Source organism: Pseudonocardia sp. HH130630-07, assembly GCF_001698125.1.
Taxonomy (GTDB): Bacteria; Actinomycetota; Actinomycetes; order Mycobacteriales; family Pseudonocardiaceae; genus Pseudonocardia.
The window spans coordinates 2,038,121-2,061,752 of the sequence record NZ_CP013854.1; the positions used below are offsets into that span (position 1 = coordinate 2,038,121).

16 protein-coding genes and 2 pseudogenes are annotated in these 23,632 nt (G+C 72.1%); 9 read left to right on the forward strand and 9 right to left on the reverse strand.

Annotation, left to right across the window (positions count from 1 at the left end; translation table 11 throughout):
* Positions 1-3: 3 nt before the first annotated feature.
* Positions 4-801 carry a GntR family transcriptional regulator gene (locus AFB00_RS09845; protein WP_068796978.1) on the reverse strand — a complete coding sequence of 266 codons (798 nt, stop codon included), beginning with the start codon at positions 799-801 and terminating at the stop codon, positions 4-6.
* 68 nt (positions 802-869) lie between these two features.
* Positions 870-1,070 (reverse strand): hypothetical protein, encoded by a 201-nt coding sequence (locus AFB00_RS09850; protein WP_156819472.1) that lies wholly within the window; start codon positions 1,068-1,070, stop codon positions 870-872.
* A 301-nt stretch (positions 1,071-1,371) separates the two neighbouring features.
* Between AFB00_RS09850 and AFB00_RS09855 the strand changes: the two genes are divergently transcribed.
* Positions 1,372-2,202, forward strand: coding sequence for an SDR family NAD(P)-dependent oxidoreductase (locus tag AFB00_RS09855; RefSeq protein ID WP_068796980.1), 831 nt, complete (start codon positions 1,372-1,374; stop codon positions 2,200-2,202).
* Between the two features lie 64 nt (positions 2,203-2,266).
* The gene (locus AFB00_RS09860; RefSeq protein WP_068796981.1) at positions 2,267-3,928 is read left to right on the forward strand and encodes a flavin monoamine oxidase family protein; all 1,662 of its coding nucleotides are present in this window, start codon (positions 2,267-2,269) and stop codon (positions 3,926-3,928) included.
* On the opposite strand, the gene AFB00_RS09865 is transcribed toward AFB00_RS09860, so the two are convergent.
* The gene (locus AFB00_RS09865) at positions 3,925-4,185 is read right to left on the reverse strand and encodes a hypothetical protein (protein ID WP_156819473.1); all 261 of its coding nucleotides are present in this window, start codon (positions 4,183-4,185) and stop codon (positions 3,925-3,927) included. The genes AFB00_RS09860 and AFB00_RS09865 overlap by 4 nt on opposite strands.
* 120 nt (positions 4,186-4,305) lie before the next feature.
* Here AFB00_RS09865 and AFB00_RS09870 point away from each other — a divergent pair, with 120 nt between their 5' ends.
* Both AFB00_RS09870 and AFB00_RS09875 read left to right on the forward strand, forming a co-directional pair.
* Complete coding sequence (locus AFB00_RS09870; protein ID WP_068796983.1) at positions 4,306-5,088, forward strand: hypothetical protein; 783 nt, start codon at positions 4,306-4,308, stop codon at positions 5,086-5,088.
* A gap of 283 nt (positions 5,089-5,371) precedes the next feature.
* Positions 5,372-5,965 (forward strand): plasmid pRiA4b ORF-3 family protein, encoded by a 594-nt coding sequence (locus tag AFB00_RS09875; protein ID WP_060713948.1) that lies wholly within the window; start codon positions 5,372-5,374, stop codon positions 5,963-5,965.
* A gap of 18 nt (positions 5,966-5,983) precedes the next feature.
* Here AFB00_RS09875 and AFB00_RS09880 read toward each other — a convergent pair whose 3' ends face one another.
* Positions 5,984-6,811, reverse strand: a complete 828-nt coding sequence (locus AFB00_RS09880; protein ID WP_060713947.1) for an IS5 family transposase — start codon at positions 6,809-6,811, stop codon at positions 5,984-5,986.
* Positions 6,812-7,109: 298 nt separating this feature from the next.
* Between AFB00_RS09880 and AFB00_RS09885 the strand changes: the two genes are divergently transcribed.
* Together AFB00_RS09885 and AFB00_RS31630 are read left to right on the forward strand one after the other, a co-directional pair.
* On the forward strand, positions 7,110-8,462 hold the full coding sequence (locus AFB00_RS09885) for an IS1380 family transposase (RefSeq protein ID WP_068796984.1): 1,353 nt from the start codon (positions 7,110-7,112) through the stop codon (positions 8,460-8,462).
* Between the two features lie 276 nt (positions 8,463-8,738).
* Positions 8,739-9,636: pseudogene (locus tag AFB00_RS31630) on the forward strand (IS5 family transposase).
* A gap of 120 nt (positions 9,637-9,756) precedes the next feature.
* Here AFB00_RS31630 and AFB00_RS09900 read toward each other — a convergent pair.
* Positions 9,757-12,162: a penicillin acylase family protein gene (locus AFB00_RS09900; protein ID WP_068800169.1), complete on the reverse strand. Its 2,406-nt coding sequence runs from the start codon at positions 12,160-12,162 to the stop codon at positions 9,757-9,759.
* Between the two features lie 16 nt (positions 12,163-12,178).
* Positions 12,179-13,096 carry a polysaccharide deacetylase family protein gene (locus tag AFB00_RS09905; RefSeq protein ID WP_068796985.1) on the reverse strand — a complete coding sequence of 306 codons (918 nt, stop codon included), beginning with the start codon at positions 13,094-13,096 and terminating at the stop codon, positions 12,179-12,181.
* Positions 13,097-13,290: 194 nt separating this feature from the next.
* On the opposite strand from AFB00_RS09905, the gene AFB00_RS09910 reads away from it, so the two are divergent.
* On the forward strand, positions 13,291-15,069 hold the full coding sequence (locus tag AFB00_RS09910) for an ABC transporter substrate-binding protein (RefSeq protein ID WP_068796986.1): 1,779 nt from the start codon (positions 13,291-13,293) through the stop codon (positions 15,067-15,069).
* Between the two features lie 521 nt (positions 15,070-15,590).
* A complete protein-coding gene (locus AFB00_RS09915) occupies positions 15,591-16,460 on the forward strand; it encodes an IS5 family transposase (RefSeq protein ID WP_068796711.1) in 870 nt (289 codons plus the stop codon).
* An 81-nt stretch (positions 16,461-16,541) separates the two neighbouring features.
* On the opposite strand, the pseudogene AFB00_RS09920 reads toward AFB00_RS09915, so the two are convergent.
* Positions 16,542-17,516, reverse strand: a pseudogene (locus AFB00_RS09920) (proline racemase family protein); the annotation flags it as partial.
* A gap of 320 nt (positions 17,517-17,836) precedes the next feature.
* Here AFB00_RS09920 and AFB00_RS09925 point away from each other — a divergent pair.
* The gene (locus AFB00_RS09925; RefSeq protein WP_068796988.1) at positions 17,837-18,262 is read left to right on the forward strand and encodes a hypothetical protein; all 426 of its coding nucleotides are present in this window, start codon (positions 17,837-17,839) and stop codon (positions 18,260-18,262) included.
* Positions 18,263-18,272: 10 nt separating this feature from the next.
* Here AFB00_RS09925 and mobF read toward each other — a convergent pair whose 3' ends face one another.
* Together mobF and AFB00_RS09935 are read right to left on the reverse strand one after the other, a co-directional pair.
* Positions 18,273-22,673 (reverse strand): MobF family relaxase, encoded by a 4,401-nt coding sequence (gene mobF / locus AFB00_RS09930; protein WP_068796989.1) that lies wholly within the window; start codon positions 22,671-22,673, stop codon positions 18,273-18,275.
* Positions 22,674-22,896: 223 nt separating this feature from the next.
* The gene (locus AFB00_RS09935; protein WP_068796990.1) at positions 22,897-23,553 is read right to left on the reverse strand and encodes a hypothetical protein; all 657 of its coding nucleotides are present in this window, start codon (positions 23,551-23,553) and stop codon (positions 22,897-22,899) included.
* Positions 23,554-23,632 lie beyond the last annotated feature (79 nt).

The following is a 23,632-nucleotide window of genomic DNA, read 5'->3' on the forward strand; positions in this document are numbered from 1 at the left end:
CGATCACCGGCGCGGGTCCGTCCGGTCCGGGGTCCCGCGCAGCTCCAGCTGGTAGCCCTCGCGCGCCGCGAAGTCCGCCCGCAGGACGAACCGGTCCCCGCGCACGAGCGTGTGCCGCCACTCCACCGGCCGCCCCTTCGCCGTGCCGAGCCGGCGGATCGAGAACGCCGCGGCCGAGGGGCTGCCGCCGAGCAGCCGGTGCTCCGCCGGGGTGGGCAGGATCGGCGCGACCGTCTCCTCACCGCCGGTGAGCACGACACCGCACCGCTCGGCGTAGCAGCGGTACAGGCCACCGGTGGAGAAGTCGATCTCCAGCAGCGGGGACGCGAGCTCGTACGGCAGCCAGACCCGGTCCAGTGCCAGCGGCTCCCCGTCGGCGAGGCGCAGCCGTTCCAGGTACACCAGCGGGGTCGACTCCTCCCGGCCGAGCCGGGCGGCGATGACGCCGTCGGCCCGGACGTCGAGGGCCCGCACCACACTGCGCTGGTCCAGGCCGAGCGCGCGGACCGACTCGTGCAGGCTGTAGAGCGCGCCCAGCTTCTGAGCGATCTCGACCGGCTCGGCCTGCCGGGAGGGGCGCCCGCGGGTGCCGACCACCCGGCCCTCCTCGCGGAGCACCTTCACGGCCTGGCGCACGGTGTGCCGGCTGACCCCGTACTCCTCGACGAGCGCGTGCTCCCCGGGGAACCCACCGGTGAAGGCGTCGGCGTCGAGCCGGCGGCGGAGGTCGTCGAGCAGCTGCTCCCAGAGCAGGCGGCCCGGACGGCGGTGCAGCTCCGCCGGACCGTGCGCGACCTCCATGCCGCCTAATGTACGTACATTCGCCGCGGCCGGGCAAGATCCCGGACCGGACCGGGTGGATCAGCGGGTCAGAAGGGCACGTGCGCGGCGTTCGCGGCCCGCACCGCGTCCGCGACCCGGCCGAGCAGGCCGCGGCGCGGACGGTCGCCGTCACCGGCGCCGGAGGTGTCCGGCGGGGACGGTGGCAGGGACCCACCGGCCGCCGGGCGGGCGGCGGGAACGGGTTCGACGGGGCGCGGGTTCGCGCACTGGGGCACTACGGGACTCACGGCGGATCGGCTCCGGAGCGTCGCGGGCAGGACGGACGTCGGACGCGGACCGGGAAAGGGGTCCGCTCAGCGACCCGGGCGACAGCGGCGATCATCCACCGACAGCTGGTCCACGGCGATCAGGCACACGACGAACGTGCGAGGAGCCGGAGAGCTGACGGGGGACACGTCGTCCACTGCACCACGACCGGCCCGGCGGCGCAACGGCCACCGGGGTACGTGGCCGCTCCCACACTGGTTACCGGAGAGTAGGTTCTCGGTTAGGCTGCCCCGGTCCGCTGTCGCCGTCCGGGGAGCGCCGATGAAGACCTTCACCGACCGCACTGCCGCGATCACCGGAGCCGGATCCGGCATCGGCCGAGCGCTCGCACTGCGCCTGGCCGGCGACGGCTGCCACCTGGCGCTCGCCGACCGCGACGCCGCCGGGCTCGCGCAGACCGCCGCGCTCGCCGGCCCGCAGGTCCGGGTGACCACGACCGAGCTCGACGTGGCCGACGAGAAGGCCGTGTCCGGCTGGGCCGACCAGGTCGTCGCCGACCACGGCTCGGTGCACCTCGTCGTCAACAACGCCGGCGTCGCGCTGTCCGGGACCGTGGAGGCGCTGTCGCTCGACGACTACCGCTGGATCATGGACATCAACTTCTGGGGCGTGGTCTACGGGACCAAGGCGTTCCTGCCGCACCTGCGCGCGGCCGGTGCCGGGCACGTCGTGAACCTGTCCAGCATCTTCGGGGTCGCGGCCCAGCCGCTGATGAGCGGCTACAACGCGAGCAAGTACGCGGTCCGCGGCTTCACCGAGTCTCTGCGCCAGGACCTCGAGCTCACCCGGTCACCGGTGTCGGCGACCTGCGTGCACCCGGGCGGCATCAAGACCAACATCGCGCGGGCCGCACGGGTCCACGAGAGCGTCGCCGCGGCCACCGGGAAGCCGGCCGACGCCGCGACCGCCGAGTTCGAGCGGCTGCTCAGCACCACCCCGGACGCGGCCGCCCGCACCATCCTCGACGGCGTGCGCCGCAACCGGCGCCGGGTCCTCATCGGCCCGGACGCCTGGGCCATCGACTCCATGGTGCGCCTGCTCCCGACGGCCTACCAGCGGATCGTGACCGGCGCGGTGCGCTCCCGCCGCTGAGCCGGGCCCGCGATTAGGGTCGGCCGGCCGGGTGATCCCCGGCCCGACCCCGAGGAGTCCCACGATGAGTCCCGACCCGCGTCCGGTCACCGCGTTCGGCCCCGACTTCCCGTTCCCCTACGACGACTGGCTGGCCCATCCCGCCGGGCTCGGCCGGATCCCGGCCCATCGGCACGGCAGCGAGGTGGCGATCGTCGGCGCCGGCATCGCCGGGCTCGTCGCCGCCTACGAGCTGCTGCGGATGGGGCTGCGCCCGGTCGTCTACGAGTCCTCGCACCTCGGGGGCCGGCTGCGGTCCCAGCCGTTCGAGGGCACCGACGGCGTCGTCGCCGAGCTCGGCGGGATGCGCTTCCCGCGCTCGTCCACGGCCTTCCACCACTACGTCGACCTGCTGGGCCTGCGCACCGCGCCGTTCCCGAACCCGCTCACCCCGGCGGCCGGCAGCACCGTGATCGACCTGCAGGGGACGACCTACTACGGCCGGACGCTCGCGGACCTGCCGCCGTTCTTCACCGAGGTCGCGGACGCCTGGAACGCCGCGCTGGAGGAGCGGGCCGCGTTCGGGACGCTGCAGGAGGCGATCCGCGACCGGGACTCCGCGACCGTCAAGCGCCTGTGGGACGAGCTGGTCCCGCAGTGGGACGACCGGACGTTCTACGACTTCGTGTCCACCTCGACCGCGTTCTCCGGGCTGAGCTACGCCCACCGCGAGGCGTTCGGCCAGGTGGGCTTCGGTACCGGCGGGTGGGACTCGGACTTCCCGAACTCGATGCTGGAGATCCTGCGCGTGGTGACGACGGCGTGCGACGAGGACCAGCTGCTCGTCGTCGGCGGGGTGGAGCAGCTCCCACAGGGACTCTGGCGGCGGGCCCCGCAGGACGCGGTGCACTGGCCGGCCGGGACCAGCCTGTCGTCGCTGCACGGCGGCGGGACCCGCCCCGGCGTCGCCCGGATCCACCGGACGGGGCCGGACACGATCCGGATCACCGACGTGCTCGGCGGCGTCCGGGACTTCCCCGCCGTGCTCACCACCTGCCAGAGCTGGCTGCTCTCGACCCAGATCGAGACCGACGAGTCGCTGTTCGCCCAGGACCTGTGGATGGCCCTGGACCGCACCCGCTACATGCAGTCGACCAAGACGTTCGTGATGGTGGACCGGCCGTTCTGGCGCGACGTCGACCCGGCGACCGGCCGCGAGGTCATGAGCACGACGCTCACCGACCGTCTCACCCGCAGCACCTACCTGTTCGACGACGGCCCGGACCGCCCCGGCGTCATCTGCCTGTCCTACTCGTGGATGAGCGACTCGCTCAAGATGCTGCCGTACCCGGTGACCCAGCGGGTCGAGCTGGCGCTGCGGGCCCTGCGGAAGATCTATCCCGACGTGGACATCGCGTCGCACGTGATCGGCGACCCGATCACCGTGACCTGGGAGTCCGACCCGCACAGCCTGGGCGCCTTCAAGGGCGCGCTGCCCGGTCACTACCGCTACAACCGGCGGATGTACTGCCACTTCGTGCAGGACGACCTGCCCCCCGCCGAGCGAGGCATCTTCATGGCCGGTGACGACGTGTCCTGGACCCCGGCCTGGGCCGAGGGCGCGGTGCAGACGGCGCTGAACGCGGTCTGGGGGATCGTGCACCACCTCGGCGGGACGTGTGCGCCGGACAATCCCGGGCCCGGCGACCGGTTCGACGAGCTGGCACCGCTCGCCCTGCCCGACTAGCCGACGAGGCCCACGACGATCCCGACCGCCGCCAGCACGCAGCCGGCGACGCTCACCACGATCGAGAGTTGCAGCCACCAGTCGGCCGGGGCGGCCGGCCGGGCGTTCGCCTCGACCGCCTCGGACAGCTCCGCGATCGCCTCCCGCCGCCGGCGCACCCGGGCGGCGGCCAGGTAACCGGACGCGTCACCGGTGGCCGCGCGGAACTGACGACGCAGGTCGACGTGACCGTTCACCACTGCCGTGCTGCTGGTCATCGCTACGCTCCCGCCGTCGTCGGAGGCCTTCAGGATAGCCGGACACCATCTCCACGGCGAGACCACGGGACGCACCGTCCACCCGGTACTGTCCCCCGGTCGAGCAGCGGGGGAGATCGAGTGGCGGAGCGACGACGGCGCTGGATCCCCCCTGCCGCGTGGTGGAACCTGCCCCTGCCCGCGATCGCCTCGTCCGGCGCGTGGATCACCCAGGTCTACTTCAGCGAGGACCTGTCCCCGACGACGCAGTTCTCCCTGGTCACGGTCGGGGTGCTCGCCTCGGCGCTGACCGTGCTGCTGCCCGCGCTGGAGATCCGGCGCGAGCGCGGCCGGATCGCCGCCGCCGAGCAGGTCGCGGCCGCGCAGATCACCGCGTACAAGGTCACCACCAACGACATCCTCATCCCGCTGTCGCTGGCCGTCACCGACGTCGTCACGGCGACGACGGCCACCGGCCGCCGGGAGGGCCGCCAGTCGCTGCGCCAGATGACGGTCGGGTTCGCCGCCGAGTACGTCGGCCCGGACCGCAGCCGGTCCTGCTTCTACGACCTCGACGACGACCCGGCCACCGGGCGCCGGACCCTGCGGCTGCGCGCCTGGCACGGTCGCAGCCGCAAGCCGCGCGAGCGGTTCGACCCGGCCGACCCGTCGGACGCCCAGGTGTTCGCCCTGGTCGACAGCCTGGACTCGATGCTGGTCACCGACGTCGGGCAGGTGCACCAGCTCGGCTGGACCGACGTCTCGGAGTACCGGACGTTCATCGCCGTCGCCGTCGCGGCCCGGGACGTCCCGCTCGGCCTGCTCACCGTGGACTCGCTGCAGGCCGGCGACCTCGGTGACGAGGACCTGGACCTCGTCCGGTTGTTCGCGCAGGTACTGGCGATCGGGCTGGTGGCCCGCTGAGCGGTGGAGGTGAACGCCCCGCCGGGGGTGACCCGCCGGCCCCGAACGACGAAAGCCGCCCCCCGGACTCCGGAGAGCGGCCTGTGCCGGTACGAGTGCGCCCGAAGGGATTCGAACCCCTAACCTTCTGATCCGTAGTTGGCGCGCCCGCACCCGCAGGGCTGGATTTGCAGGTACGAGAGTGCTCCCCGGGTGACGGGGCGAGCATCAGCGGCATTAGAGGTCGTTGCAGAAGTCCGGGAGCGGGTGCTGGGGGTGCGAGGAGCGGTGGGAGCATCGCAGCATGGCGAGGCCTCGGGTGACGACGAAGACGAAGATCTTCCGGATCGAGATCGTGTTGGTCGATGTCGAGCCGACCGTGCGACGGGTGGTCGAGGTTCCGGGTGAGGCCAGCCTCGCGGTCCTGCACGAGGTCGTGCAGGACGCGATGGGCTGGACCAACTCCCACCTGCACGAATTCGAGATCGACGGTGTCCGCTACGGGCTGCCTGATCCGGATTGGGACACCGGCACGCTCGACGAGGCCAAGACGAAGTTGTTCCGGGTGCTGGCTGCCGGTGATGACGCCGGCTACGTCTACGACTTCGGCGACAACTGGCACCACGTTTTGGTCGTCGACGCGGTCACCATCCCAGAGCCTGGGGTGCGGTACCCACGCTGTGTCGAGGGTCAGGGTGCGTGTCCGCCCGAGGATGTGGGCGGGGTGTTCGGCTACTCGGAGTTCGTCGACGCGCTCGCCGATCCCGATCATGCTGAGCACGCCGAGCGGGTCGAGTGGTGGGGCTCGGACCGGTTCGACCCACACCACTTCGACCTCGTCGCCACCGACCGAGCGCTGGAGCGTTTGGCCGGGGCGAGCGCGACGGCGCGGTCCTGATCCACCGCGAGGGGTCGTTCAGGGCAGACGGCGCAAACAGATCAACGCGCACGCCAGTTTCAGCAAGGCCTCGATGCTGGTGCGGGAGCGTTCGTAGCGCAGCCCGAGCCGCCGGAACGACAGCAGCCAGGCCATCGTGCGCTCCACGACCCACCGGACCCGGCCGAGCCGGGAGGAGTCTTCGACTCCGCGGCGAGCGATCCGCACCCCGATCCCGCGCCCGGTCAGGTAGCGGCGACACCGTGGATAGTCGTAGCCCTTGTCGGCGTGCAGCTTGCCGGGACGCCGCCGCGGGCGTCCGGCCTGGCCGCGCCGTTCGCGGACGCCGGGGTTGGTGTCGAGCAGCTCGGCCAGTATCCGGCTGTCGTGGGTGTTCGCGCCGGTCACGACCGCGTGCAGCGGCAGGCCGTTGCGGTCGCATAACACGTGGTACTTCGACCCGGCCTTCCCACGATCGGTCGGCGAGGGCCCCGTCTGTTCGCCGCGACGCTTGGCGCGCACGCTGACCGAGTCCACCGCAGCTCGCGACCAGTCCAGAACCCCGGCCTGGCCGAGCCGATCGAGCACTACTCGGTGCAGCTCATCCCAGACCCCCGCCCGCTGCCAGTCGCGTAGCCGTCGCCAGCAGGTGGTCCCTGATCCACAGCCCAACTCGGGCGGCAGGTCGTTCCAGCCGATCCCCGTGGTCAGCACGAACACGATCCCCGCCAGCGCGGCCCGGTCCGGTACTGGTGGCCGGCCGGTCCGCGCGCCTCGCCGACGTGGCCGAGGACGGGGAAGCAGCGGCTCAATCAGCTCCCACAGCTCGTCGGTGACCAGTCGTTCGACCGTCGATGCCCTTGCCATCAACTCTGAGCATCACCCGACCAGGTCCATCTACATAGGACCAACACGCCCCGACTTCTGCAACGACCTCTTAGAGCTGTGCAGTTCGTGGACCGGGTCGTGGACCAGGCCCGCCGCGAGCCGTGCTGGGCCTCGCAAGCCACAGCGATAGCAGCCGTAAGCCACCCCGGAACCTAACCCGGGGCTTTCATCGCGGTTCGCCGAGCGGGGCGTGTCAGAAGGCTGGAGGGTGCCACTGACCAGCAAGGATGGGGATTGCTGAGGTCCCGTATCCGCGCGAATCAGGAGCACCCTCCAGGTGAAGAAGGCTATCGGGTTCTACTCGTGCCCGGACATCGACACGGCCGCGACAGCGGTGGTGTCGCATGCCGGGACGAGGCTGCTGACCGAGACCATCGGCAAGGTCGGGCTCGACCACGCTCTGTCGCAGGCGTTGGAACCGTGGCGGCCGCGGTTGGCGGTGCACGACCCGGCGAAGGTCCTGCTCGATCTCGCGTTGACGCTGGCCGCCGGCGGGGACTGCCTGTCCGACATCGCGCTGTTGCGTGCGGAGCCCGCTCTGTTCGGTCCGGTGGCCTCAGACCCGACGGTCTCCCGCACGGTAGATCGCCTCGCCGCCGACTCGACCGCGGTGTTGGCGGCGATCGATGCCGCCCGCGCCACGGCCCGGGCGAAGGTGTGGGCGCTGGCCGGTTCCGCCGCTCCCGACCACCAGACGGACGCGGCGAACCCGCTGGTCATCGACGTGGATGCCACCCTGATCACCGCCCACTCGGACAAGCAGGGCGCCGCACCGACGTTCAAGAAGGGCTTCGGGCACCATCCGTTGTGGGCGTTCTGCGACCACGGCGCGGCCGGGACCGGTGAGCCTCTCGCGGCGCTGCTACGCCCCGGGAACGCCGGGTCGAACACCGCCACCGACCACGTCACCGTCATCCGGGCGGCGCTGCGCCAGCTCCCCGACCACCGCCCGGGCAACCGTCCCGGCCGCAAAGTTCTGATCCGGGTCGACGGCGCAGGTGCCTCGCATGAGCTCCTCGACTGGCTGGCCGGGCAGCGTCTGTCCTATTCAGTCGGCTTCGGGCTGTCCCAGGCTCTGGTCGACCAGCTCGCCGCGCTCCCGGCCACGGACTGGCAGACCGCGCTCGATGCCGACCGCGAGCCCCGTCCCGGAGCCTGGGTCATCGAGGCGACCGGCCTGATGAACTTGACCTCCTGGCCGAAAGGGATGCGGGTGATCGTCCGCCGCGAGCGCCCGCACCCCGGCGCGCAGCTACGGATCACCGACCCGGACGGGTTGCGCTACACCGCATTCGCCACCAACACACACCCCGGTGGAGCGGGCCGCCAACTCGCCGACCTCGAGCTACGACACCGCCGCCGGGCCCGCGCCGAGGACCGCATCCGGGCGGCGAAGGACACCGGGCTGACCAACCTGCCCTTGCACGAGCTCGACCAGAACCGGATCTGGCAGGCCGTTGTCGCGCTCGCCTGCGAGATCACCGCCTGGGCGCAGATGCTCGCCTACACCGACCACCCGGCGCGGCGCTGGGAACCGAAACGACTCCGGCTGCGGCTGTTCTCCCAGCCCGCACAGCGAGCCCGGCACGCCCGCCGAACCGTCCTGCACCTGCCCGCCCACGCACCCTGAGCCAGGCTGCTCTGCGAAGGCCTCGCCCGGCTGCGCGCACTCGCCGTCCCCGGCTGAGCCCGACCCCGCCGTCACGACGACCCAGGACCCCGACCGGACCAGTGGAAACCGGCGCCCACCCGAGCGACCTCGGCTGAACTGTCACACCCGCCAGGCAGAATCAGCGCCACCACACCGACGAGCACCGGTGTCGATCAAGCCGGGACTGCCCGACGAAAGATCCGGGCTAGGGCGTGTCTCCCAGATAGGCGGACCGGGGTGCGCGATGCTTGATCGGTGCCGCGTACCGCTGTCCTGACTGATGCCCAGTGGGCCCGTCTGGCGCCGCTGTTGCCCTCCTCCGAGGGTCGTCGCGGGCGCCCGTTCCGCGATGACCGCCGGGTGCTCGAGGGGATCATCTACCGGTATCGGTGCGGGCTTCCCTGGCGCGACGTCCCAGCCGAGTTCGGGCCGTGGCAGACGTTGTGGAAGCGGCACCGCCGCTACAGCGGCGACGGCACCTGGGACCACATCCTGGCTGCTCTTCTGGTCGAGGCCGACGCCGCCGAGGTGCTCGGGTGGGCGGTCAGCGTGGACTCCACGATCATCCGTGCCCACCAGCACGCCGCGACCCTCAAGCGCGACACAGGGGGCCGGATCGAACTACACGAATCTGCTCGCCGAACCAGCAGATCACGCGCTGGGACGGTCCCGCGGAGGGCTGTCGACGAAGATCCACCAGCTCGTTGACGGGCACGGCCGCCCGCTGGTGGTCCTCCTCGGCCCCGGCCAGGGCGGCGACTCGCCAATGTTTCCGCACCTGATGGCGCGCCTGAGCATCGCCCGACCGGGCCCGGGACGACCCCGGACCCGGCCCGAACGCGTGCGCGCGGACAAGGCCTACTCCTCACGCGCGATCCGCCGGCACCTGCGCGAGCGCCGGATCATCGCTGTCATTCCGGAGCCCTCTGACCAGCAGGGACACCGCAAACGACGCGGCTCACGCGGTGGCCGACCGCCCGCATTCGATCCGGTCGACTACCGAAACCGCAACGTCGTCGAGTGCGGGTTCTGCCACGTCAAGCAGTGGCGCGGGCTGGCCACCCGTTACGACAAGCTCGCCCTGACCTTCCGCGGCGGCGCCGTCCTGAAGGCGATCGTCACCTGGCTCCGCGCATTGGGAGACACACCCTAGGGGCGTCGGAGACGAGCCGCAGGGCGTCGGGGCCCGGTTCGACGACCGGCGGGCGGCCAGCAATCCTGTAGTTTTGTGAGGTCGAGCGGAGACAGGCTCGGTGCCGGGCCCCGTCCTCGATCAGGGCCGAGCTCTACGGGGTGCTGGGGTCAGTCGCAGTGTGGAACCGGCGACGGCGTCCACGGCCTGACGGGTGTAGGCCAGGGCGAAGGCCTCGCCTCGCTCCCAGAGCCTGAGCTGGTCGGCGTAGTGCACCGAGCGCGGATCCCCGGACTGTCCGGGCGAGTTGAGGACGCGGGTCGTGTCCCACTCTCCCACATCGACCGCGATGCGGAAGCTGCTCCCCATCACAGCGTTGAAGCCCGGGTCGTGCCCGGCCAGCCCGACCGTGTCCCCGCTGCCCGCCCGTGCCACCGACGGCAGGTGACGCCACCGCTCCGGGGCGTCGCGGACATGGGTGAACACCGCGTGGTGCAGCTCGGTGCGGTGCAGGTCGCCCCACGTCTGCCCGGCCGGGTCGCCGTCGAGCAGGATGGCGAGCTCGTCCAGGGCGGCGCCGAGGGTGGTGTCGACTCCCTCGGCGACCAGTGTGGCGTCCGCCGTGTCGGCGAGGTCAAACAGCTGCACCATCCGCAGGTCCGGACGTAGGTCGGAGAACAGCGTGTCGGCCCGCAGCAGCCGCTGCCTCGCCGCCGCGGACCGCTCCGGGTCGGTCCCGAGCCGGTCCAGTGCGTGATCGACCAGCCAGGGCCGCAGGTGCCTGCGGACCCAGACCTGGAACACGAGGGCCGGCCGCGAGTCCGCCGACTCCGTCCCGTCCCAGTCTTGCAACGCCGCCCAGTCCGCTGCGTGGCGCATCCCGGCGGTGTCGAGCGGGCGCAGCCGGTCGAGCAGTCGCCGTCCGTGGAGGTTGAGCGCGTCGCCCTGCATCGCCATGCTGGTCCCGACGTCGACCCGGTCGTCGTCGTCGAGCCAGCCGGAGAGCCGCTCGTGGCGGGCCGAGGAGTACCAGTCGGTGGTGATGACCGGTCCGGCGCCGCCGGTCTCGTGCCCGTCGGGCAGGTTCTCCTCGTTCGACGTGGAGATCCACCCGGCGTCGGGGTTGCGGACGCCGGGCAGTTCGTCGAGCTGGGCGAAACCGGCCCACTCGAAGCGGCCGTCGCCGGGGACTGGCACCGCACCGTCCCAGCCGGGCCGGTGCGGGACGAGCCCGCAGCCCTGCCAGCCGATGTCGCCCGCGGTGTCGGCGAAGACCTGGTTCACCCCGGGTGCGCCCCAGCGGCGCAGCGCCCGCCGGAACGCGTCCACGTTCTCGGCGTCCTGGTACTCCAGGCTGGACAGGTAGGGCGCCATGCCCGGTTCCAGCCACGCCGCTCGTATGGCGACCGCGGTGCGCGTCGCCGGGTCGAGGTGCACGACCGGGCCGTGCCGGCTGTAGGTCAGGCGCAGGATCCGGTCGCCGGCGTCGGCGACGGCGGTGGTCTCCTCGACTTCCGTGAACGACTCCCAGTCCCCGCGGTGGCGGTAGCGGGTGTCGTCGGTGGGGTGCAGCTCGTAGACGTAGAGGTCCTCGTGGTCGACGGGCCAGATCGTGAGCCCGAACGCGACCCGGCCGTTGTGCCCGATCGAGACGCCGGGCAGGTTCGGCTCACCGGCCCCGATGACGCTCATGCCCGGCGCCTCGAGATGGGTGAGGTAGCGCAGCGACGGGACGGTGACCGCGCGGTGCGGGTCGTTCGCGAGCACCGGCCGGCCGGTGGCCGTGCGCTGCCCGGACACCACCCAGTTGTTGCTGCCCGCGGGCGCGGTCTCCGGCGGGGCGGCGGTCGCGGACACCGTGGCGCCCGCCGGTCTGCTCAGGTCGGCCGGGGCGAAGGCCAGGCGGTACACTTCCAGCACCTGGTCGGTGAGATGTTCCAGCGCTGCGGCGTCGGGGACCACGAGGTCGGTGTGCGGTTCACGCACCGACCGGAGCTCCTCCGCCGCGGCGCCGAGGTCGCGCACGGTCAGGGCCCGTGCGAGCTCCTGCTCGGCGTTGTAGAGCAGGCCGTGGGTGCGGATGCGCACGACGTCTTCAGCGGCCCAGCGCGCCGGTCGGTGTCCCAGTGCGAGGAACTCCGGCGGGAGCCGGTGGTCGGGGTCGACCATCGCCCAGTCGACGTAGGCGTTGACCCCGGTCACGAACGCGGTCACGACGTCGCGGGTCGCCGTGCCGTAGGCCAGCCACTCCGTGCGCATGTCACCGCGATAGAGGAACAGCCGGGTCGCCCGGTCCTGGTCCAGGAACGCCTCGCCGAAGACCTCGGCTAGGCGGCCGAGGCCGCGCCGGCGCCACATGTCGATCTGGAACAGCCGATCGCGGGCGGCCTGGAAGCCCTGGGCCAGGTAGGCGTCGTGCCGGGAGCCGGCATAGATGTGCGGGACGCCCCAACGATCGAGCACGATCTCGACCTCCCCGTCGAGCCCGGGCAGCGCCACGGAGCCCGACGGGGACGGGGCCCCCGGTGCGGACGGGAGCGGGGACATGCTCAGCGGCGACACCTCACGCCCACCCGGAGTCGGCCGGGGCGGGCTCGACCCCGCGTGCGTCGGGCAGCACGAACTTCGCCTCGTCGGTGTCGTCGTCGACCCAGGCGCGGGCGATCTCCTCGATGGTGGCGAACCAGACGCCCTCGTGTCCGCTGATGTGCTCGACGAGACGCTCGTACCACATCATGTGGTGCGCCTGGCCGATGACCTGCGGGTGGACGCAGGTGGCGTAGACTGGGTTGGTCTCGTTGCGGTAGGCGTAGTCGAAGATGTCGCGCCACCGCTCGAAGATCGTGTTCGAGTCCTGCATACCGGCCTGCGGACCGGTGTAGGCCAGCGGCGGGAAGTCGTCGAGGTACCAGTTGACGGGGATCTCGAGGACCTTGCTGGCACGGCCGGCGACGTTGCCCTTCTCCCAGCGGACCTGCCAGCGCTGGGGGTGGTAGGGGTGGAAGTCGCGGCCCATGAGGCTGGTGTCGTAGATGAGCCCGGCCTCCTCGATGATGTCGAGGGTGGAGTCGCTGTAGTCCCAGTAGGGCGAGCGGTACCCGACCGGCCGGATACCGAGCACCTTATCGAAGGTGCGGAACGCGAGGTCGACCAGCCGGCGTTCGGTGTCGGCGGAGATCATGGTCGGGTTCTCATGGTAGTAGCCGTGGTGGCCGAACTCGTGGCCGTCGTCGAGGATCTTCTTGCACCACTCGGGGAAGGTGTCGATCGTGTGCCCCGGGGTGAACCAGGTGGTGCGCACGCCGTAGCGCTCGTAGAGCGACAGCAGGCGGGGCACCCCGACCTCGGCGCCGAACTCGCCGCGCGACATCGACGCGGGAGTCGGCCGGTTGAACGCCCCGAGCCACAGGCACTGGGAGTCAAAGTCGGTGCCCAGATTGACGGCGATCTTCTTTCCCGGGGGCAGTTGCAGGTGTCCCATGAGGTCTCCTTCGTCCTCGCGGTCGGGCGACCGCAGTTCCGGCGCGGCGCCGGTCCGGTCGCGACGCTAGGAACCGCGTGGTCAACCGCCATCGTCAGAAGTACGTACCGTCGTCGGATGCGCATGCATGCGGCATGCTCGGGCCAGGACACGAGGTGCACCGGTGGGGCAGCCGGCGCCGGAGGAGGTGGGCGATGACGCCGCCGCAGGTCACCGACCGGCGTCCGGTCTGGTCCGGTGCCGCCTTCACCGTGCAGGTCCGAGCAGACGGGCGGCTGGGCCTGAGCGACCGCGGCCGGCACGAGGACGTGCCCGAACCGCTGCGCCGCCTCGCTGTCGCGTTGGGGCGCGCCGGGCTGGAGCAGTGCCGGTTTCACTGGCGGGCACCGTTCTCGGGGCGGTTCTGCCGGGTATCACTGCTCGCGCGGACCGACCTCGGGTTCGACCACGTCGAGCTGAGCGGTGACCCGGTCGACGGGCTTCCCGCGGGGCTGTCGCCACGGGAGCTGGAGGTACTCACGATGCTGCTGTCCGGCCCGTCGAACGCCGAGATCTCCGCGGATCTGGGTATCACCGCGCGCACCGCCGCCACGCACGTCACACACCTGATGCAGAAGCTGAAAGCCCCGACCCGGACGGCTGCAGCCACCCACGCACTGGACACAGGGCTGTTGTGCGTGCCGCTGCCGGGGTCACCACAGCGGTACGCGGGGCTGTCGGTCGGCCGGCTCGTGGAGTGCGCGGACCCCGCCGCCGGGCCGCAGGCGCCCGCCCGTGGGACGCGTACCCCGCAGGTTCCGCGACCGCGTCGCGAACTCGTCGTCGGCGCCGCGCTGCCGTTGACCGGCACCGGCAGTGACGACGGCCGGGAGATGGTGAACGGGCTGCGCCTGGCGATCGAGGAGATCAACGCCGCGGGCGGGGTCCGCGGGCGGCGGGTCACGGCCCGGGTGCACGACGTCGAGGTGACCCGGGCGGCGTCGATCCGCACCGCGTTCGACTCGCTGCTGGTCGATGGTGTCGACGTGCTCACCTCCGGCTACCTGGCCGGGCAGGAGATCGGCCACGAGCTGGCCGCGGCGGCCGGTGTGCCCTACCTGCACGCGGCGACCAGCGGGGCGATGGAGCGCATGGTGCGCGACGACCCGGCCCGGTTCGGCCGGATCTTCCAGGTGTGCGCCAGCGACACCGAGTACGCACCGCGCTTCGTGTCGTTGCTGACCTCGCTGCGCGAGCGCGGCCGGTGGCGCCATAGCGCCGACCGGCTCGCGATCGTGGTGCGGGACTGGCACGGTGTGGACTTCGGCATCGATCGGGCCCGCGAGGTCGCCGAGCGCCAGGGCTGGTCGCTCGACGTCGTCCCCGTGGTCGGAAGCGGCTGGGCCCGCGCGACGGCCGCCGCGGTGCGCGAACCGGCCGCCGCGGTGATGATCGGCAGCTTCTTCGTCGACGACACCGTTCAGGCCGTCGCGACGCTGCGCGATCTGGGTGCCACTGCACTTCCCTACGCCATCTACGCCCCCTCGGTGCCGGCGTTCCGCCACCGGCTCGGGTCACTGGCCGAGGGCGTCGTGTGGGCCACGACCACCGGCACCTACTCCGACCGGACCGGACGCGCGTTCGCACGCCGCTACACCGAGCGGTTCGGGATCGTCCCTGGTCGCTCGCACGCCGGTCTGGCCTACGACCGGACCTGGCGCATCGTGCGAGCGTGGGACGTCTGCGGCGATATCACCGATGCCGACGGTGTCGCCGCCCATCTGCGCGCCGAGCCGTACCGGGGGGTGAACGGCACCTACAACTTCGACACTCCGGGCCAGGTCGCTCTCGGCGTCGGGGACCACGGCGACCCGTCGCTCGCCCAGCCGCAGTTGATCTACCAGATCCAGGACGGCCGACAGATGATCATCCGCGGCGGCCCGTTTCGTACCGCGGAGTTCCGTGCGCCCGCCCACCTGACGGCGAGTGCATGACCCGAGGCTCGCGGACCTGCACGATCCCGACGCACCTCGATGCCCACGTGCAGCGCGAGCCGACCGAGCCCGTCGTCCAGCGAGATTCCGGCCACTGAGCCCTTTTCAACCTGCCGTTCCGGCAGCTCATGGGCCTGGTTGTGTGGGTGCAGACGCCGAGCTGGCGAGCCGGTGACCTGTGCAGCTGTGGTCAGAGCAGTTGCGCTGCAACCTTCGCGATCTCCTGACGCAGAAGCTCGCTGGTCAGGTTGGCAAAGGCTCACTGACCCGACGCCGCCACAGCGGCCCCGGGTGAAGTCCCTCCGATCAGCCGCCTGTCACCAACGTGCCTGGGCATCACAGCTACCTACCCGGAGTCGAGCACCCGTCCGACCGAGGTCGGGGGCCTGTTGTGGAATCGACGCCCGGCCGACGGCTCGTCCAACGACGGGCGTACCACGATGCGGGGAACACCGTCCCCGGGCACGGTCCACGGTCGCCTCTGAGAGCGTGTTTGAGAAGGGTCGGCGTGTCTGCGCTGGATGCGTCCGGGTGTGGTCCATCGTGGAGGAGTGGCTCGGCGTAGGCGGCGGTACCCCTCGGACACCAGCGATGAGCAGTGGGCGTTGATCGAGCCGCTGCTGCCAGCGGCGGGGGCGGGAGGCCGGCCGGAGAAGCACGCGCGCCGTGATGTGGTGGATGCGATCCTCTACGTCGTGCGCGCCGGGTGCGCGTGGCGGGCTCTACCAGTGGATTTCCCGCCGTGGCAGACGGTGTACTGGTACTTCAACCGGTGGGAGCAGCAGAGGGTCACCGAGCAGATCCTCCCGATCGTGCGCCGTCAGCTACGCGCTGATGAGGGCCGCGACCCCGAACCCAGCGCGGGGATCATCGACTCGCAGTCGGTGAGGGGCGCTGACACGGTCGGGCGGGACACCCGCGGCTACGACGCCGGGAAGAAGATCAACGGTCGGAAGCGGTTCATCGTGACCGACACCCTCGGCCTGCTGCTGACCACGATGGTGTGCTCGGCGTCGGTGCAGGACCGCGATGGCGCCAAGTCGATCCTGCTCGACCTCTACCTGCGCACGAGGGTGCGGTTCGTCTACGCCGACGCCGGGTTCGCCGGGCGCCTGCTGGACTGGGCGACCACGATCCTGCACACCAGCGTCGAGATCGTGCGCAAACCGCCTGAGCAGCGCGGATTCGCCGTCCTCCCGCGGCGGTGGGTGGTCGAGCGGACCCTGGCCTGGGTCACCGCACACCGCCGCCTGGCCCGCGACTACGAACGCCACCCCGCAGTGTCCGAGGCCATGATCCGCTGGGCGGCGATCAACACCATCACCCGCCGCATCGCCCGTGGCGAACCCGCCCGACGCCAGCAGAAGTACGTAGTCACACCCTCAACATGATCTTCTCAAACACTCTCTGAGCCACGGATCGACCAACAGCGACTGTTCTGCGGCCCGGCGAAGGGCGCCGATCGCTTCGGCCTACAGCACGAAGCCCGCGGGGAACGGATCCGAGGGGTCGAGCATGTGCTGCGCGGTGCCGGTGATCCAGGCGCGTCCGGTGAATGTGGGCAGCACCGCGGTCCGCCCGCCGACTTCGGTGCTACCGACGAGACGCCCGGTGAACGACGTGCCGATTATCGACTCGTTGACGATGTCGGTGTGCAGGTCCAATGCACCTCTGGCGTGCAGCTGGGCCATCCGCGCGCTTGTGCCGGTCCCGCCCGGCGATCGGTCCACCCAGCCGGGGTGGATTGCCAGCGCGTGCCGCGAGTGGTGTGCGGTGGAGCCGGGTGCGGCGAGGTAGACGTGATGGCAGCCGGAGATCTCGGGCTGCTCGGGGTGTTGTGGGCGCGCCTGCTCGTTGATCGCCGACATGATCGACAGGCTGGCGTCGACCATCTGCTGTGTGGCCTTGCGTTCGAATGGCAGGCCGAGCGCATCGAGTTCGACGATTGCGTAGAAGTTGCCGCCGTAGGCGATGTCGACCTCGATCGGCCCGACGCCCTCGATGTCGATGCGCTGGTCGAGGACGTGGGAGTAGGAGGCGACGTTTTCGATCGTCACTCCCTCCGCCCGCCCGTCGCGGACCCGGACCTCGGCTACCACCAAGCCGACCGGTGAGTCGAGGCGCACCGTGGTGATCGGCTCGGTCACGGGGACCATGCCAGTCTCCACCAGGACGGTCGCGGTCGCGATCGTGCCGGCCCCACACATCGGCAGGGCCCCGGTGACCTCAATGAAGAGCACACCCCAGTCGGCGTCGGGGCGGGTCGGTGGCTGCAAGATGGCTCCGGACATCGATCCGTGTCCCCGCGGTTCGCACATGAGGAAAGTACGCAGGTCGTCGGAGTTCTCGATGAACCATCGGCGCCGCTCGGCCATGGTCGCCCCTGGGAAGACCCCGACTCCCCCGGTCACGACACGCACCGCTAGGCCCTCGGCGTGCGACTCGACAGTGAGGTGTTCTCAGTAGTGGTGGTCCCCCCCCCGAGACCGCTGATCGTCGCGCTCGTCGATCAGGTGCGGGCTGCTGGTCATGTCGTCGCCGCAGGCCCACTGGTGCCGCAGAACGCCGAGTTACCGGCCGGTTCGCTGGCCGCCGGGGTTCCGACGACGGTGCGCCGAACGGTCGCACCGGACGAGCGCGACCACACCGCGGACAACGCGGCCGACTACCGCGGGCTCGCCGGTCTGCACCGCACCGCGGGCCACACCCGCGTTTACCCCCTGTGGGATTGCCGGTGGATGTCGGTGGCTGGTGAGACTGTGGTCTCGTGGGTGTACCGGTGGAGCAGATCGAGCGGATCCCAGCGGGCAATCTGCGGGTGCCCCGCGCGGAGTTCGCCGCGGTCTGGGCCGCGGCGCAGTGCCGCACCCGGGAGCAGGGCGAACGCGGCATCCAGGACTGGTACGCCGCCGGGGTGGTGACGACGTGCCGGTGGCTGGCCGGGGCGTCGCACCGTACGTCGTGGGGGCTGGTGCAGCCTGCGGCGGCGCCGGTCACCCAGTCCCGAGAGACGGCCTACGAGGAGCTGATCGAGGCCGAGTGCCTGGCGGTCGAGCTGGTCTCGCTGCGTCAGCCGGATCTGGTCGCGGATCGTCCGGGGTGGCGGGAGGGGATCCGGGCGACGTTGTGGTGGGCCTGGCGGGGTGAGGGGCCTCCGCCCCTGGACGTGCCCCGCCAGGCCGGCACAGGCTGATCTTCTCCGGCTACCAGCCGTTGCTGTACTCGTCGACCGGCGCGTCCGCGACGTCGTTCTCGACCGCGGCCGCCTGGTCGTCGGTGTGCCAGCGGTTGAGTTCCTCGGCGCGGGCAAGGTCGTCGCCGGTGTCGCGGTAGCGGATCTCGTCCAGGACCCGGCCGGCGTGGTCGAGGTGCCCCGTCGTCTCGGCGGCGTCGGGCACGCGGACGACGTCCTCGCGACCAGGGCGGGGCTCGCGCTCGACCTGCTCGCGGACGTCGTCCCACCCGATCCCCGCCGCAGCGTCCTCCCGGACCTGGCCCGCGTCGTCGAGGTCGTCGTCCACGGCGAGGTCGGCCTCGGTGATCTCCCGGTGGGCGTCCTCCTCGGCCATGGCGGCGTCGTGGGCGGTCTTCCATTCGGCGGCGGTGACCTGCTGGTCGGGGTTGTCGTCGGCGTCGCGGGCGGACAGCTCGGCCTTGGACAGTTCGGCCTGGACCCGGGTCTGGGCGGTGTGGGCGAGCCAGGTGGCGCGGGCGTCGTCGATCTGCTGGAGCTGTGCGGCGCGGGCGTCGAGCACGGCGGCCAGAGCGGTGGCCTGGGTGGCTTGGTCGAGGATCCGTTGCCGTTGGGCGGGGTCGGTGATCGCGTCGGCTTCGGCGCGGCGCAGGGCTGCGGTCTGCTGGTGGGTGGCGGCGGTCTGGCGGGTTCCGGCGAGTTCGTTCGCGACGTAGCGGGGTGCGGCGGCGAGTTCGCGTTCGTAGGCGCGGACGCGGGCGCGGAGCTGGCCGTTGGACAGCTCCAGGTGTTCGCGGTCGATCTCGGGGCGGCCGAGGGTCCGCCAGGCTGCGCGGTAGGCGGCGAACTCCTCGACCTGCCCGGGCTTGGGCGCCGGCCCGAGAATGTCACCGTCGTCGTTGGTGTGGCCGCGCATCTCGCGGTAGGCGGCGACTCGGCCGACCGCGGCGCACCACTCGTCGCGCTGGTCGGCCTCGGCCGGGCAGTTCCCGAACGCCGTGGTGGCCCAGGCGGGGGGCTCGGTGGCGGCGTCGCGGCCGAGGGCCGCGGCGCGGGTGGCGGCGGCGCGGGCCAGGGCGGTGAGGTAGTCGCTCCACTCGGTGTTGGCGGTGCGGGGTGTCCACTGCGTCCAGGTGTCGCCGACGGGGTCGAAGCGGTGGGTGTCGCGGATGCGGGAGTAGAGCACGTTGGTGAGGTTGCGGGAGCCGGTGAGCGGCCCGCGGTCGACCGCGTCGCCGAGGACTGTCTGGGGGTCGAGGCCGGCCAGCTCGGCGCGGCGCAGCACGCGGGTCAGGGAGGCGGCGCCGTCCTCGGCGGCGATCCGGGCCCGCTGCTCTCCGGTGAGGCGGCCACCCGCGACGAGTTGGTCGAGGTGGTCGCGGGTGCGTTCGGTCGCGGCGAGGTGGGCGGCGTCGGCGAGCAGCTCGGCGGCGGTGCGGGTGCTGGCGGCGTGCTCGGCGGACTCGGTCGCGACCGCCAGAGCGGAGCGCGACTGCGTGATCTCGGCGGTGTCGAGGATGGCGGCGAGCGTGGCGACGGGGTCGCGGTGCAGTTCGTGGCGGTGGGTGCCGTCGGCGGGGTCGTCGGGGGCGGTGCGGGTGGTGACGTGCGCGGTGTTGGTCGCGCGGCCGCGGGACATGCCAACGTAGAGGGCTGGAGCGCCGGTGTTCGGGGTGATCACCGAATGGGTGGTGTCGACGGTGGCGCCCTGGGCGGCGTGGACGGTGGTGGCGTAGCCGAGGGCCAGGTCCTCGGTGACGTAGAAGGCGGGCAGCACGAGCCGCTGCCCACCCGTCCCCTCGACCGTCCTGCCGGAAGCGGGGTCGGTGAGGGCGGTGGTGTCGGTGGTGACCTCGATCGAGCCGTCGTCGCGGACGGCGGTGACGCGGTAGGTCTCGCGGTTGATCGGTCCGCGGCGGTTGCCGTGCAGCCCGGCGAGGTGCCAGGCGTTGCGGCGGGCCTGGACCAGGTCCCCGACTCCGGCGACGACACCTTGACGGCCCAACCAGACGCCGTTCTCGGTGACGCGTCCGAGTCGGACCAGCTCGGTGCGCAGGGCCGCCGAGAGGCGGGCGGCCTGGTCGTTGGTGTCGACCAGCAGCAGCGAGTGCTGTCCGTCGAGGGTGTCGGCCAACCATCCGCGTGCGGCGGAGGCTTCGGCGTCGTCGCGGGTGCCGGAGTCGAGGATGCGGCCGTGCTGGTGGTAGGTGCGCAGCACGCTCTCGTCCCCGGCGCGCAGCCGCAGAGAGGCGTCGCGTTCCCATGCGGAGGTGAAGCGGCGGGCGTCGGCCAGTTCGTAGGACGATCCGGCGGTGGCGAGCAGGTCCATCGCCCCGCCCGCGCCGATGGCGGCGAGCTGGCGGTGGTCCCCGACCAGCAGCAGCTTCGCCCCGACGCGGTCGGCGTGGGTGTGGATCGTGGCGAGGGCGGCGGTGTCGGTCATCGCGGACTCGTCGACCACCAGCAGGTCCCCCTCACGCAGCCGCCACGCCTCGTCCTCGCTCCGGGATGCGCCGGGGCCCTGGAGGCGGTCCTGGGTGGCGAGCCAGGCGGCGACGTTGCGCGCGGTCAGCCCCTCGCCGGTGAGGACCTCGGTCGCCATCTGGCTCGTCGCCAGCCCGAACACCCGACCGGCCCGCGACGGCTGTCCCGGGTCGTGGTCGTTCAGGGTGGGGTCGGTCCAGGCCCGGGCGAGGGTGCCGACGACGAAGGACTTCCCGGTCCCGGCCGGGCCGACGAGGGTCTCGACCCGGGCGCCGGAAGTGAGGATCCCGCGCACGGCGGCGGCCTGGTCGGCGCCCAGCTCGACGCCCTCGGCCCGCAGCCGCTCCAGGAACCGGCCGGCCGCCGGGCGCGACAACGCGGCGCCGTCGCGTGAGGTGGTCGCGGCGAGCAGGAACCGCTCGGTGTGGACCTGCTCCGGCGTCGCATACAGCGCCCCACCCGGGGCCTGATAGGCGGACTGGCCGTTCGCCAGGCGCAGCCCGTCGGGCAGCACCTCGGTGGCGGGCTTGGCGGTCTCCATCGTCACCGCGTGCTCCAGTGCGGCGTCGGTGAGCTGATCCAACAGGGCTGCGACCTCGGCCCCGTCGGAGACGCCGAGGTAGTCGGGCAGGGCGGCGTTGACCGCCCGGGTGAGGTCGGCGGTCGTCCAGAACGTCTTGCGGTTCCGGACGTCCTCCAGCGCGAGTTCGATCACCGCCTGCGGGGTGAACGCCATCGGCTCCACACCCTCGCGGCGGGCGGCGAGGACGGCGTCGGCGATCCCGGCCAGCCCGCCCTCGATGTCCGCGCGCAGCCGCAGGTCGATCCGCGACAGCATGTCGTCACGGTCCTCCCCGTGGTGGGACTTCGCGGCACGGGTGACCAGGGTCGCCTGCTGGGTCAGCCGCTCGTACTCATAGCCGTTCGGGGCGCGCCCATAGCGGGCCTCGAACGCCTCCACCAGCTCCGCCGCCTTCGCGGTCACCGCGTGACGGCGGGTGGAGATCAGCGACATCGCCTGCGCCGGGATCCCGACCACCTCGCGGGCCTTCCCGTCCGGGCGCATCGCCAGCAGCACCCCGATCGTCTCGATCAGCCGCTCCTCGGTCGTGCGCTCCCCCACCGCCGCCGCACCCGGGCGCCACCGGTGGACCGCCCGCGAATCCAGCGTCCGCCAGGTCCCGTCCGGGCACTCGACCCGGTTCAGGATCGTGTTGTGGATGTGCAGCTGCGGGTCCCGGTCCCGGGAGTCGTGCTGGAAGAACGACGCCACGGTGAACGCGTGCGCGTCCACCCACCGCCCCGCCGCGCCGCCGTGGTGCCCGACCCGCGAATAGCCGGCCTTGTCCTCCAGGTAGGCCAGCGCAGCGTTGTTACCCGCCCAGATCGCGTCCTCCACCGCCTGCCGGAACTCCCCCCACGCGTTGGCGGTGGCCTCGTCCCCGGCCTGGCGGGCGGCGACCTCGCGGGCCTCGAACGCCGTGTGCAGCAGCGTCACCGACTTCTGCACGCTGAACGTGGCGTCCAGGAACGCGACGTTGTGCCGGGCCGCCTTGCCCGCTTCGGTCCGGAGCTCGGCGCGGCGTTCCGCCGCCGCGTCCGGCTGCCGTTCCAACGCCGCCGCGTACAGGTCGTCCTCGGACAGGTACTTGCGTCCGGTGTGTCCCAGCGTCGGGACGCTGTCCCACCGGGACGGATCCCGGAACCCTGCGTCCCGCGGGTCGAGGAACCGCTCGTAGAGGGCTCGCATGTCCTGGGCGTCGACCAGCCCGGCCAGGCCCAGGCGCTCAGCCCCCGCCCCCCACCAGCGCCCTGGCGGCTCCCCGTCGGCGACCGCGCCGGTGTAGTAGTTCTCCCGCCCGGTCGCGACCTCCTTCAACAGGTACTCCGGGCTGTAGCCGTTGACGACCTTCAGCACCCCGACCACCCCGAAACGATCATGAAACCGACAGCGTGAAGATCAACTCGGTGGGTGGGGTTCGCTGTCCGGCCGGAGGCCGGACAGCACCAGCAGATCGTGATGCCAAGGTGTGCTGCCTTTGATCTTGGGGTGCTTTTGCTCTGTTCGGTGTAGTCGCTCTCGGTTCTGGTGTTCTGCTCGGTCGCGGTGGTGCTGGTGCTGGTCTCGTGGCTGGTCGTGCTGCTCGGGCTCATCGGGTGGTCCTGTTCTGGGGCTCGTCGGGGACGAGGTGCAGGGCGTTCGAGGTCTGCGGTGGGGTGTCGCGGAGTTGCTGGAGTGCTCGGGCGGCGGTGCCTCGGCCGACGTGGGCGAGGTCTTCCAGCTCCCGGACGGTGGGGAGGGCGCCGTGGTGCTGGCGGTGGGTGAGGGCGGTGGTGCGGGCGCGCTCCTGCGCGCCCGCACCCGACCCGCCCGTCCCACCGGCCGTCGACGGCGCGGGCCGGTCCGGGCGGACGGCCGGGCGCGGGGCCGGGTGGGACACCGGCCGCGGCGGGCCCGGGATGACCGGACCGTCCAGCGCAGGTGGGACACCCGACCCGCGTCCCACCGTGTCCGGGCGTTCCATCGCTGTCCGGCCGGACGCTGGGACGGTGATGGTCGCCGGAACCGGCGGCCGTGCCGGGCCGTCGGGCTCGGGCCGGACCCGGCTGTTCGCGGGCTCGTCGGTGGGCGTCTCGGCCAGGAGGTAGAGCAGGTGCGCGACGACCGCGGCGGCGATCGCGGGCCACGCCCCGACCCCAAACCGCAGTCCGGCGCTAACCTCCAGCTCCCCGCCGGCGGTGACCGTGTCCGAGGCGAGGTAGACCGCCTGCGCCAGCCCCGACAGACCGGCCGAGACGACCACCACGCTCCAGGCGTAGCGAGCCGCCGACCCCGACAACCGCGCCGTGGCCGCGTAGGCGACCAGGGCGAGGCCGTCGGTGATC

Coding starts and splice junctions, on each gene's coding strand:
- AFB00_RS09905 (WP_068796985.1), bottom strand. CDS start 13,096: ATGGGACACCTGCAACTGCCCCCGGGAAAGAAGATCGCCGTCAATCTG.
- AFB00_RS09875 (WP_060713948.1), top strand. CDS start 5,372: ATGGCGAGGCCTCGGGTGACGACGAAGACGAAGATCTTCCGGATCGAG.
- AFB00_RS09845 (WP_068796978.1), bottom strand. CDS start 801: ATGGAGGTCGCGCACGGTCCGGCGGAGCTGCACCGCCGTCCGGGCCGC.
- AFB00_RS09855 (WP_068796980.1), top strand. CDS start 1,372: ATGAAGACCTTCACCGACCGCACTGCCGCGATCACCGGAGCCGGATCC.
- AFB00_RS09880 (WP_060713947.1), bottom strand. CDS start 6,811: ATGGCAAGGGCATCGACGGTCGAACGACTGGTCACCGACGAGCTGTGG.
- AFB00_RS09865 (WP_156819473.1), bottom strand. CDS start 4,185: ATGACCAGCAGCACGGCAGTGGTGAACGGTCACGTCGACCTGCGTCGT.
- AFB00_RS09910 (WP_068796986.1), top strand. CDS start 13,291: ATGACGCCGCCGCAGGTCACCGACCGGCGTCCGGTCTGGTCCGGTGCC.
- AFB00_RS09915 (WP_068796711.1), top strand. CDS start 15,591: ATGCGTCCGGGTGTGGTCCATCGTGGAGGAGTGGCTCGGCGTAGGCGG.
- AFB00_RS09860 (WP_068796981.1), top strand. CDS start 2,267: ATGAGTCCCGACCCGCGTCCGGTCACCGCGTTCGGCCCCGACTTCCCG.
- AFB00_RS09900 (WP_068800169.1), bottom strand. CDS start 12,162: ATGTCCCCGCTCCCGTCCGCACCGGGGGCCCCGTCCCCGTCGGGCTCC.